Below are 11,861 nucleotides of genomic sequence, written 5' to 3' on the forward strand. Positions count from 1 at the left end.
CGCTCGACGAGGTCTCTTATCCGCTGCTCGGCGGCGTCATTCGCCGCGGGCGCAGTTGCTGGCGCCGCTACCTGCGGCGGCGGCGTTTGCGCGGGCGTTTGTCCAAAGACGGCGACAGTGGCGCAGCTGAAGACACAAGCTAGGACAACAGTGCGAGCTTTCATGGGAGTACTCCTGCGACGAATGGAGGGACAAGGACCGCTTGCAGACACGGAAATTGTATAGGGAACGCGAGAAGTGGAAAGACCTGGGCGGCCTTCACCGGCCGCCCAGGCCGTTTGTTGTCGGCCGCTAGAAATGGAACCCCACTTCCAGGTTCATGGAGCGCGGCGTCACGTAATGCGTCCCGCTGAACGTCGAGAGGAAGTTGTAGAGCGCCTTCTGATCCGTCAGATTGATCACCGTGGCGCGCAGGCTCCACTTGTAGCGGTCGCCGCGGAACAGGTTGTCGTCGCCCACGCTCACGTCGAAGAGGTGGCGCGACGCGACGCGCGGCGGATTGTGGTCATCGTTTTCGGTGCCCGGCGCCGGCAACTTCATGAGCGTCGAGCCGTACTGCGAAGGCGCGCACGTGATCAAGGGCGCGGTCAACGTGGGGAACACGTTCCCGCAGAACAGGCCTGCCTGCATCTGTTGGTCCGCCGTCAGTACCGTCAAGTCCACCGGCGTGGTGGTGTCCACCGCGAACGGCACGGCGCCGGCGACCAGTCCGCTGTCATAGCGCCAGTTGAACGCCAGCCACGGCCAGTTCTTCCGCGGCTGGTATTGGAGGTGTGTCGTCTGCTGGAAAGCCTGGTCATGATCGATGCGGAAGACCGATCCGCCGGCGCCCAGGTCGGTGCCCAAACCTCCGACCTGCGGCCCGAAGAAGCGAGAGTTCACGTGTCCCATCATGACGAAGGCGGAGAGCCCGTGATAATTCGGCAGGCTCACCCGCACCGACGCGCCGTCGATCTTGGAGTTGTGCCACGCGATGGGGAAAAAGATCGGCGTGCTCAGGAAGTCGCCAAAGTCATATGCGTTGTGCGTGTACTTCCACAAGTAATCAGCATCGATCACCAGGAACTTCCCTAGCGCCTGCTGAAAGCCGGCATGGAATTCGTTGCGTTGTCCCGCCGCGATAGTCACGCCGGAGCCCGCGCCGAACAGCGCGTCCGTCACCGGATCGTTGCTGCTGGCGATGATCAGGTTCTCGTTGAATGGCGTCTCCATGATGCGCGCGTATGAGGCCCGCAACACCGTGTTGGTGCGCGCGATGTTGTAGGCCACGCCCACGCGCGGCTGTATCTGGGCCGCGCTGGAGAGGCCGCGGTAGATGTCTCCGCGCACTCCGAGGTTGAAACTCCAATGTCCCACGCTGATGGTGTCCTGCACGTAGAGCGCGAGCTGCTTGATGTCGGTGTGTCCGTTGAACAGGAACTGCGCGCTGTTCGGCGTGGCGCAGCCATCGGCGATGGCCGGCGCCGGGCGCGTGAGGTCGATGCATCCCAGCAGCGGGACGAACGGGGCGCTTGCATTCGGATTCGCCTCCACGTTCTGCTCGAAGCCCGCGCCCGCGCACTGGGACGGATCGGTCAGGCTCGGGTCGGCCGCGCCGACGAAGTCACCCGCGGCATTGGTTGTGAGACACGGCGAGTTCACTCCCGCGTCGGTGATGCCGGTGGAGAAGAACTCATTCAGGAAGGTGTGGTTGAAGCTCGCCCCTACCTTGAGGTTGTGAATGCCCTTCACGTGGGAAAGATCGGCGCGTATGCCGGTATTCAGCAGCGTTCGGCGCTGCGTCGCCGTCTCGGTAAGGTCCGCCAACGGATCGGCGCTGGGGTAGTAGTTGAACGCGTCGCGGCGGACATACGTCACCACGTTCAGCAGCGTCGACGGGCTGAACAGATGCGTCCAGCTCGGCGCGAAGTTGAACGACTCGATCTTCACCCGCTGGTCTTGCCCCGCGGCCGCGGCGTCGAACGAATTCGGCGTCTGGAACCACGAGCGGCTGTAACCCACGTTGAAGTGCAACGAATCTGCGCCGGTCACCTGCAGATCCACGTGGTCGAACAGGTTCTGCTCGTTGCCCTTCGCGTGGATGACTTGGAATTCCGGCGGATCCAGGAACCGGCCGGTGTTCAGCCCACCGAGGGAAACGAAGTTCCCCCACTTGTCTCCGCCGTATGCCAGGTCGAAGTTCGCGGTGGTGCTTCCGAACGAGCCGTAGGAAGTAGTAAAGCTGCCCGACGGCGTCTTCTGCCCCAACCCCGAGCGCGTGGTCACCTTGATCACCAGGCTGGTCTTGTCGCCATACTCCGCCGGCGGCGCGCCCGCAATCACTTCCAGCGACTGGATGGAGTCTGCTGGGATCTGGTTGGAGAACACTTTGCTCTGCTGGTCGCTGATGGGCTGGCCATCCACCGAGAACGAGTTCTCCGCGTGGTCGCCGAGTCCGTGGAAGAGGCCATTCGAGTCGGCCACCACGCCGGGTGATGCCAGCGTGACCAGCGAACTCACCTGCGACGATTGACTCTGCAATGGCAGCCGGTCGAAGAGGCCGCGGTCGATGTCGGTGTGGAAGCCGGGCTCGTTCTCGATCAGGTCCTTGGCGTCGCCTTCCACCGTGACGGTCGAAGAAGAGGTCACGCTCAATCCGATCGCTACCGGAACGGGTACGGCGGAGCGCACGTCTACGTCGGTTACAAACGGAGCGAATCCGGTCGCCGTCGCCGTGAGGTGATATGGATTGAATGGGACGTTCGCGAACCGGAACTCACCCTGCGGTCCCGAAGTGGTCTCCCGGCGATATCCGCTGACCGGATAAGAGATCTCGACCTTCGCGTTGGGCACCACTGCGCCGGTCTGGTCTTTTACGACACCCTCGATGGTTCCCGAACTCCCCTGCGCATTCGCAAGCGAGGTAAAGCAAGCGGCCAGCGTGAACACCACAGCAAAATGGAAAATCGCCCGTCGCGTGGACGTAGGCATGTCTTTCTCCTGATCTGGATTTTTGGGTGCGGCCTAAGCTGGGGGCCTAGAGCGATTCAGGAGAAGGCGGAGGGCGGATGTAGAGCGAGTCGTGCGAGAGTGCCGAGACGACCGGCGCCTCGAAGAGCGTGACCAGCGGCTGGCTTACGTTGATCGGCTTTACCGTGGCCACCCGCGCGATCAGCGTGGGCGAATGCGCGACCACGCAGACGCTGCAGCGTTGCGCGTCGCGATCGGTGGAGTGGGAGTGCCGCGCTTCGACCGTCGCTGCGAACACCATCAGCAGCAGGCAGAGCACCGCCGTCCAGCGCAGGATGGTCAGCCGGCGGGCGTCGCGGGTTTTAGTCAGCAGCAACACTGTTTTCGGTTAGATGCAGTTCCGGGGAATGTGGCCTGTTTCCGGCAGGAACATGGATGGTCGCCTGCACGGGACTACCGGAAGCCCCGATTTTAGCACCCGCCGCAGGCATAGGACGCAGACCAGGCCGGTATCAGGATGGTTCATCGTTCGTTGCGCGGCCCTGAGGAAAGGTTTAACTTGGAGGTTTGAGAGGTATGCGTTGCGCACAGTAGTCCCTGAAGGGCTAGACCGCAAGGAAGCCGAGGTGTACGTGCGCCTCGATCCCAATCGGCTCCCCGAACACATCGCGATCATCATGGACGGCAACGGCCGCTGGGCCAAGAGCCGCCACATGCCGCGCATCACCGGCCACCGCGCCGGCGTCCGGGCCGTGCGCTCGACGGTGGAGACCGCCGCGCGCGTGGGCATCGAGGCGCTCACTCTCTACGCCTTCTCCGCCGAGAACTGGAAGCGCCGTCCCCGGGGCGAGGTGGACTTCCTCATGCGCCTGCTGCGCAAGTATCTGAAGGACGAAGTCCCCACGCTCAACCGCAACAATATCCGGCTGAAGTACATCGGACGCCGCCACGAGCTGCCGCTCGAAGTGCAGGAACGCATGGCGTGGGCGGCGGAAGAGACCAGTGAGAACGACGGCATGGTGCTCACGCTCGCCCTCAACTATGGCGCGCGCACCGAGATGGTGGACGCCTTCCGCGCCATCCTCGACCACGCGATGTCGAATGGCGGCGTGGAGCACCTCGAGATCACCGAAGAGTTGATCGACAAGAACTTGTACACGCGGCACGTTGGCGATCCCGACCTCGTCATCCGCACCTCGGGCGAGATGCGCCTCTCGAACTTCCTGCTGTGGCAGAGCGCCTACGCCGAGATCTACGTCACGCCCACGCTCTGGCCGGACTTCCGCGGACGCCACCTGCTCGAATCCATCGCCGAGTACCAGAAGCGCGAACGCCGCTACGGTGGCCTCATCGATCCGCCCAGCGGGCTGCACTAGGCTACCCGCTCACACTTTAAGAAGGGTCATGCTGAGAAGCGTCGCGAGCGCGCGCTTTCTCCGGCGCGCGAGCAGCGCCGAAGCATCTCAGGTTTCCTGGTCCGGCCTCCGTGTTATCTTCCCTTCCGCTGGTCTACGCAAACATGAAGCGCGTCCTCACCGCCGTGATCCTCATCCCGCTCGTCTTGGCGGACATCTTCTTCGCTCCCGACTGGCTGGTCGTGCTGACTGTCGGCCTGGTCGCCACCCTCGCCGCCAGTGAGTTCCTGCAACTTGCCGAGGCCTCCGGCATGGCGCCCTATCGCGGAGTCACGGTTTCCCTCGTCGCGGTCGGCTTCGCCACGATGGCTCTCTTTCTCGCGCGCAACCGCTACGCTGATGACGCCATCGCGCTACTCACAATCGGCGGCATCTTTTTTATTCCACTTGTCTTCCTGCTTCTCGGGTTGAGCAAGCCGGAACTGCGCGAGGCGCTGCCCGCTGCAGCGGTTTCGTATTTCACCTTTTATTACATCGCCTTCCCACTCGCGTGCCTGGTAGCGATACGGCGCATGGAAGGCGGCGGGCCGCAGGCCGACGGACGCGCTCTGCTGGCCATCGTCTTGATCGTGACTTGGGTGGGAGACATCGCCGCGATGTACGCCGGTCGTGCCTTCGGCAAGCACAAGCTAGCGCCGCGTATCAGCCCGGGGAAGACGATCGAGGGCAGTGTCGCCTCGCTTGTCTTCGCCGTCATTGTGTGTTGGGCGCTGGTCCAGTACGCGCTGCCCAGGTACTTAGGAGAAGCGGAAACGAACGTGCCCACTTGGGTGCCGATTGTCCTCGGCGTCGGCCTCAACATCGCCGCGCAGCTCGGCGACCTGGCCGAGTCGGCCATCAAGCGTGGCGCAGGTGTGAAGGACTCCGGCACCCTGCTGCCGGGACACGGCGGCGTCCTCGATCGCATCGACGCACTCCTGCTGGCCGCGCCCGTCGGGATGTTAATATTGCTGTTAACGCGCGATTATTTCTCCCGTTGATCGTTGCTCGTCAACCCATGAAACGCATTGCCATCCTGGGCTCGACCGGCTCCATCGGTCGCAGCACGCTCTCCATTGTCGAGTCCTACCCGGACCGCTTCGCCGTGGTGTCTCTTGCCGCCGGCGAGAATGTGGACGCCGCTTTCGAACAAGCCCAGCGCTGGCGCCCAAGAGTCATTTCGATGGCGACCGAGCAGGCCGCTCAACAACTCAAGCAACGTCTGGCCACCGAAGGCGGCAAGAACAAAGACATTGCCATCGTTCACGGCTCCGCCGGGACGGTCCAGGTCTCGACCCACCCCGAAGCCGACTTCGTGGTCAGCGCCATCGTCGGCGTCGCCGGTCTGGAAGCCACCTACGCCGCGGTGAAGGCCGGCAAGTCCGTCGGACTCGCCAACAAAGAGTGTCTGGTCGCTGCCGGCGAACTCATCACCGCGGAAGCCCGCCGGCACAAGAAACCGCTGCTGCCCATCGACAGCGAGCATAACGCCGTCCACCAGTGCATGCGCGGCGGCAAGCTCGAAGAGGTACGCAAAGTCTGGCTCACCGCCTCTGGCGGCCCCTTCCTGAACACGCCGCAAAAAGATTTTGCGCATATCACCATCCAGCAGGCGCTCAACCATCCCACCTGGAAGATGGGACAGCGCATCACCATCGACTCGGCTACGCTGATGAACAAAGGCTTCGAGGTCATCGAGGCCTGCCGCCTGTTCAACCTGCCGCCCCAGCAGGTCGAGGTCATCGTGCATCCGCAGTCCACCATCCACTCCATGGTCGAGTTCGTGGACGGCAGCATCTTGGCGCAGCTCTCCGTCACCGACATGCGTCTGCCCATCCTTTATGCGCTCACCTATCCCGACCGCATCGCGAGCGAGCTTACGTTCCCCGTCCACGAGCTGAAGCGGCTCGACTTCCAGCCGCCCGACCTGGAGAAGTTCCCTTGCCTGCGCCTGGCCTACGCGGCGGCCGAAGCCGGGGGGGCCAAAACGGTCGCCCTCAACGCCGCCGACGAGATTGCTATAGCGGCTTTCCTTGCCGGGGAAATACAATTCAATGACATCCCGCTCACCATCCAGACCGTTTTGGATGAAACGAAAGCACGCCGTCCTGAATCTATAGAGGAGGTCCTGGGTATGGACCGGGAGGCTCGCCGCGTCGCGCGCGACGTGGTGGCCACGAAAGCGGCCCCGCAGCGCGGGGCTGGCCGTCCTGCCCTGGCATAGGAAACTGAAGTCTTATGAGTTTTTTGATCGCAATCGTCGCTTTTATCGCCGTCCTCGGCCTCCTCGTCCTCATCCATGAATTCGGTCACTTCGCCGCCGCCAAACTGTTCGGCGTGCGGGTGGAGACGTTCTCTATCGGCTTTGGCAAGCGCCTGCTCGGCTTCACGCGGGGCGACACCGACTATCGCATCTCCGCGCTGCCGCTCGGCGGCTACGTGAAGATGAGCGGCGAGAACCCGCTCGAGCCCACCACCGGCGATCCCGGCGAGTTCATGTCACACCCGCGCTGGCAGCGCTTTGTCATCGCCCTTGCCGGGCCGTTCATGAACATCGCACTTGCCGTCGTGTTGCTCACCGGCGTCTTCATGGTGCACTACGAGCACCCCGCGTATCTCGATGAGCCCGCCGTGATCGGATGGGTGGTCGAAGGCTCCCCCGCGGAAGCCGCTGGACTCCAGGTCGGCGACCGCATCGTCCGCGTCGAAGACACACAGAACCCCACCTGGGAAGATCTCAGCTTCAAGATGTTGCTGAATGTGGACCAGCCGGTGGAGATCGCTGTCCAACGTGGCGCCGCCATCATGCCCTTGAAGATCACGGTGCCGTCGGACAAGCAGACGCGCCAGCCGGGCGACCCGGGCTGGGCCCCGGCAGACACTGTCCGCGTGCAGAGCGTGGAGAAAGACATGCCCGCCGCCAAAGCCGGGTTGCTCCCCGGGGATGAGATCGTGCAGATCGACGGCAAGGCGGTGAAGTCGCTGGTCGGCGTGCAGCTCTACCTGCAGAAGGCAAAAGATAATCCGGTCGAGCTCACCGTGCTCCGCGGCGTTCCCCAGGGTGCTGCCCAGAACGCCGGCCAGCAGGTAAAGCTCACTGTGAAGCCCGTGCTCGCTTCCAGTGAGGAGAGCGATGGCGAGAAGTACTACCGCGTGGGATTCTCCGCGCCCGGCCGCCTGCGCGTCGACCGTCTTCCGTTCACCGCGGCGGTGAGCCGGTCGGTCGAGACCAACATCCGCTTCTCCGGCATGATCTTTGAGTTGCTGCGCAAGCTGGTGCAGCGCAAAGTCTCTATCAAGCAGTTCGACGGCCCCATCGGCATCGGACGCGCCGCCGGCGAAGCCGCGCAGCGCAAAGGATGGCTGCCGCTCATCCTGCTCACCGCCGCCATCAGCTTGAACCTGGGCATCTTCAACCTGCTGCCCATCCCCATCATGGACGGTGGCGTGATCCTGCTGCTCGCCATCGAAGGCCTGATGCGGCGCGACATCAATGCGCGCATCAAGGAACGCATCTACCAGGCCGCGTTCGTCTTCTTGATCCTGTTCGCCGTGGTCGTGATCTATAACGACTTGGCGAAATTGCCCGGCCTGGGAAAGTTCCTGCCGTAAGCAGAGAGAAATAAAAACAGGAGGAGTGGAGGAAGGGAGGAAAAGCCTTCCTACTTCTCTTGGTCTTGTTTTGCCCGGGTGCCAGAAAACAAAAGAAATCACAGAGAGATAGAAGAAAAGCAGAAAGAAATAAGAAGAAATAAAAACCTCCTCTCCTCCCCTCCCCCTGCTTTCATTTGATTTACCGTGAGTGTTTGGAAACCCACTCCTGCGCCAGCCGCTTCGCCTGCGCGATCTCTTCCGGCTTCATCTCTGCCGTGAGCGCCTGCACCGCGTCAGCCGCGTTCGAGTCGCCGGCCTCGCCCGCCAGCGCAAACCATTTGTAAGCCTGCACCAGGTCTTTTTCCACCCCGCGCCCATCGGCGTAGAGCACGCCGAGGTTGTTCTGCGCGGCGACAACTCCATGCTCGGCGGCCTTGCCCAGCCACAGCGCCGCTTGCCGGTCGTCGTCGGCTTCCGTCTTGCCTTCCGAATACAGCTGCTCGGAGTACAGCAAGCCGAGGTTGTACTCGGCCATGGGATTGCCCGCCTCGGCCGCCAACCGGAACCAGCGCGCCGCTTCCGCGCCATCTTGCTTCACTCCCTTGCCCTGCGCATACAGGATGCCCAGGTTGATCGCCGCCTGCTGGTCGCCTTGCGCGGCGGCCTTCTGGTACCACTTCGCGGCTTCCACCGGGTCGGCTGCGACGCCGCGTCCTTTGGCGAGGATGAGCGCGAGGTTGAACTGCGCCGTCGCGTTCCCTAAGACAGCCGCCTTGCGATACCACTTCACCGCCTCCGCCGCGCTCTGCGGCACGCCGTTGCCGTGCTCGTACATGTTGCCCAGCACGAAGGCCGCGCCGGCGTCGCCGGCATTGGCTTTGGCCGTGAGTGCCTCGCGCGCCCGAGCAGGCGCGGCTGCCTGCGCCCCTTTGGAGGACGACGACTCCTGGGCCGTGGCGGCCGCCGCCAGCAGCATCACGATCATGATGGACCGCAGAAAATGCATGTCTGACCAGTGTAATACGAGTGTCGCTACCGCCCGGGGAAAGCGCCAACGCATGATAAAATCAGTGAAATCAGTACATCCATGGCAGAGATCAAGCGCAGACAATCCGTTACCGTGAACGTCGGAGGGGTGCGCGTCGGTTCTGATGCCCCGGTCGTCGTCCAGTCGATGACCAACACCGACACCGCCGACGTGAAATCCTCCGTCGAGCAGATCGCCGCGCTCGCGCGCGCCGGCTCCGAACTCGTCCGCGTCACCGTGAACAATGACGCCTCCGCCGAAGCGCTGCCCAAGATCCACGACTTGCTGCGCATGCAGGGCGTCAACGTGCCCATCATCGGCGACTTCCATTACAACGGGCACCTCCTGCTCAAGAAGTATCCCCAGTGCGCCAAGGCGCTGGCCAAGTACCGCATCAATCCCGGCAACGTCTCCATCGGCAAGAAGGACGACGACAATTTCCGCACCATGGTCGAAGTCGCGGTCGAGAACCAGAAACCGGTGCGCATCGGCGTGAACTGGGGCTCACTCGACCAGCAGCTGCTGACCAAGATGATGGACGAGAACTCGCGCCTCTCCGAACCGAAAGACGCGCGCTCGGTCACCATGGAAGCCATGATCGTGAGCGCGCTGCGCTCCGCCGAACTGGCTGAGAAACACGGCCTGCGGAAGGACCAGATCATCCTGAGCGCGAAAGTCTCGGGAGTGCAGGACTTGATCGATGTCTATCGTCCGCTGGCTGCGCGCTGCGATTACGCGCTCCACTTGGGACTCACCGAAGCCGGCATGGGCGCGAAGGGCATCGTCGCTTCCACCGCCGCGCTCGGCGTGCTGTTGCAGGAAGGCATTGGCGATACCATCCGCGTCTCGCTGACCCCCGCGCCCGGCGGCGACCGCACCGAAGAGGTCCTGGTCGCGCAGCAGATCTTGCAATCGCTTGGCATCCGCAGCTTCACTCCCCAGGTCACCGCCTGTCCCGGTTGCGGACGCACCACCTCCACCTACTTCCAGGAGCTGGCGGAGAACATCGAGCGCTACCTGCGCGAGCACATGCCGATTTGGAAGTCGCGGTACGACGGTGTGGAAGAGATGAAGGTCGCGGTGATGGGCTGCGTGGTCAACGGCCCGGGAGAATCGAAGCACGCCAACATCGGCATCTCACTGCCGGGAACGTTCGAAGATCCGAAGGCGCCGGTCTTCGTCGACGGCCGCCTCACCGTCACGCTCAAGGGCGACCACATCGCCGAGGAGTTCATGCGCATCCTCGAAGACTACGTGGACTCCCACTACGCCAAGTCAAACTCCGAAGTCGCCGCCAAGGCCTAGACAAGAACGCCATCCCCCGAAGACATCATCCCTTACGCACGTCATCTTTCGAGAACGTCATCATTCGCGAGTGGCTTTAGCCCGAGCGGAGGATCTATGAACCCTCCTGGCCCGCCGTTGCCCGCCGGAGAGCTTCGCTCTGCAAACATCGAGAATCCCACCAGAAAGCGTAAAGGCGCGGATTTATCCGCGCCTCCCGTTATCCAGAACTCGAGTTGTGTCGCGCTTTATTAGGCCACTGCTAACAGGCCCACTACGAGTGCCAGCCACGCGCCGAATCCGACCATCGTCAAGGTCAGCCGGACTGCCGTGCGATCGACCACATCATTCCATTTTGCGTCCATCTTGTGCCTCCCTCTGCGCTTCCGTCCCCTGCTGCTACATCAGACGTTAGAGAAGACGAAGGGTTAGTGCGAAAAGTTCATCTTGTTTTGTAAATGGGTTGTAAAAATCGCGTTACAAACCAGGTTCCTTCCGCCGGTACGAAAATTCACCAAGCGTGCCAGCGGTGCCGCTTATGACTGGGACCAGGTTTCCTCAAGCCGGTACGATCTCAGCCCACTCCTTCAACTCCGGATATTGCTTGGCCAGCACATCCGGCGCCTTCGCCGGCTGCCCCAGCAGACGCTTCAACTGGATGGCATTCACCGCCGCCTGTCCGCGGAAGTGGTTGTTGGCCACCGCGTAGGTCTTCTCCGCCTTTTCCGCGATGCGCATGATGCGTTCCTTCCAACCCTCGAGCTCGTCCGCGGTGTAAAGATAGTTGTAGCGGTCGTCACGGTTATCCGAATCGAACCACTCGCGGTAGTTGCGCCCGTGCAGCCGTACGTAACCCACCGACGAGGTCACGTGCTCGGTGGGATGCAGCGATTTCCCCAGCTTGGGCTGGTCGATGTTGCAGAACGCCACGCCCTTCTCCGCGAAGTAGCGCAGGATGCCTTCGTTGTTCCAGCTCGAGTGCCGCACCTCCACCACCAGCGGATACTCATTGAACTTCTGGATCACCGCGTCGAGCCAGTCGCGATTCTCGTTCGTGTTCTTGAACGAGACGGGGAACTGCACCAGCAGCGCCCCTAGCTTCCCTTCCGCCGCGAGCACGTCCAGCCCCTGCTTGGCATCGTGCTCGTCGCTCTCGGTCGCGCGGATCGTCTCGGAAGAGGTCGGTTGCACCACCGCGATGGGCGAATGCGTGAACGCTTTGTAAAGCTTTGCCGTGAAGCGAAACTCGGGATTCACCGCCGCCGCTTTGCGGCACCACAACTTCGCGACTTCGGGGCGGGTGTGCCCATAGAAACTCGAGTTGATCTCGATGCAGTCCACGAACTGCGCCAGGTACTCCACCGGATGCTGCTTGCGCTTCAGTCCCGGCGGATAGACCACGCCCTCCCAGTCTTTGTAAGACCAACCCGCGGTTCCCACGAGGATCGAGCCCATGGTTGGATTGTAAGGGAGCGGCTAGCGGCTGCCGCGCGGATAGAACGCCATCACCACCCAGTCGATCCCGCTGGGATAGCTCGCCGTGCGCGCGAAGCAGGCGCCGATCGCCACGCTCGCGAGTTGCGGGTCGCCGACGCGAGCCCGCGCTGAGGCGG

9 protein-coding genes are annotated in these 11,861 nt (G+C 62.8%); 5 read left to right on the plus strand and 4 right to left on the minus strand.

Going from position 1 to position 11,861, the window contains the following annotated elements; genetic code table 11:
* Positions 1-291: 291 nt before the first annotated feature.
* Positions 292-2,970 carry a TonB-dependent receptor gene (locus tag M3P27_05545; GenBank protein ID MDP9267774.1) on the minus strand — a complete coding sequence of 893 codons (2,679 nt, stop codon included), beginning with the start codon at positions 2,968-2,970 and terminating at the stop codon, positions 292-294.
* A gap of 46 nt (positions 2,971-3,016) precedes the next feature.
* A complete protein-coding gene (locus tag M3P27_05550; protein MDP9267775.1) occupies positions 3,017-3,325 on the minus strand; it encodes a hypothetical protein in 309 nt (102 codons plus the stop codon).
* 205 nt (positions 3,326-3,530) lie between these two features.
* Between M3P27_05550 and M3P27_05555 the strand changes: the two genes are divergently transcribed.
* The 4 genes from M3P27_05555 to M3P27_05570 all read left to right on the plus strand — a co-directional run bounded on the left by M3P27_05555 (position 3,531) and on the right by M3P27_05570 (position 7,955).
* A complete protein-coding gene (locus M3P27_05555) occupies positions 3,531-4,325 on the plus strand; it encodes an isoprenyl transferase (GenBank protein MDP9267776.1) in 795 nt (264 codons plus the stop codon).
* 143 nt (positions 4,326-4,468) lie between these two features.
* Entirely contained in the window at positions 4,469-5,344 is an 876-nt protein-coding gene (locus tag M3P27_05560) for a phosphatidate cytidylyltransferase (protein MDP9267777.1), read from the plus strand.
* Positions 5,345-5,361: 17 nt separating this feature from the next.
* A complete protein-coding gene (locus M3P27_05565) occupies positions 5,362-6,567 on the plus strand; it encodes a 1-deoxy-D-xylulose-5-phosphate reductoisomerase (GenBank protein ID MDP9267778.1) in 1,206 nt (401 codons plus the stop codon).
* A gap of 23 nt (positions 6,568-6,590) precedes the next feature.
* Positions 6,591-7,955 (plus strand): site-2 protease family protein, encoded by a 1,365-nt coding sequence (locus tag M3P27_05570; protein ID MDP9267779.1) that lies wholly within the window; start codon positions 6,591-6,593, stop codon positions 7,953-7,955.
* A 181-nt stretch (positions 7,956-8,136) separates the two neighbouring features.
* Here M3P27_05570 and M3P27_05575 read toward each other — a convergent pair whose 3' ends face one another.
* The gene (locus M3P27_05575) at positions 8,137-8,943 is read right to left on the minus strand and encodes a sel1 repeat family protein (protein MDP9267780.1); all 807 of its coding nucleotides are present in this window, start codon (positions 8,941-8,943) and stop codon (positions 8,137-8,139) included.
* Between the two features lie 81 nt (positions 8,944-9,024).
* Here M3P27_05575 and ispG point away from each other — a divergent pair, with 81 nt between their 5' ends.
* Positions 9,025-10,269, plus strand: coding sequence for a flavodoxin-dependent (E)-4-hydroxy-3-methylbut-2-enyl-diphosphate synthase (ispG, locus tag M3P27_05580; protein ID MDP9267781.1), 1,245 nt, complete (start codon positions 9,025-9,027; stop codon positions 10,267-10,269).
* Positions 10,270-10,806: 537 nt separating this feature from the next.
* Here ispG and M3P27_05585 read toward each other — a convergent pair.
* Entirely contained in the window at positions 10,807-11,703 is an 897-nt protein-coding gene (locus M3P27_05585; protein MDP9267782.1) for a DUF72 domain-containing protein, read from the minus strand.
* Between the last annotated feature and the right edge of the window lie 158 nt (positions 11,704-11,861).

The organism is Acidobacteriota bacterium, from assembly GCA_030774055.1.
Lineage (GTDB): Bacteria > Acidobacteriota > Terriglobia > Terriglobales > Acidobacteriaceae > JACPNR01.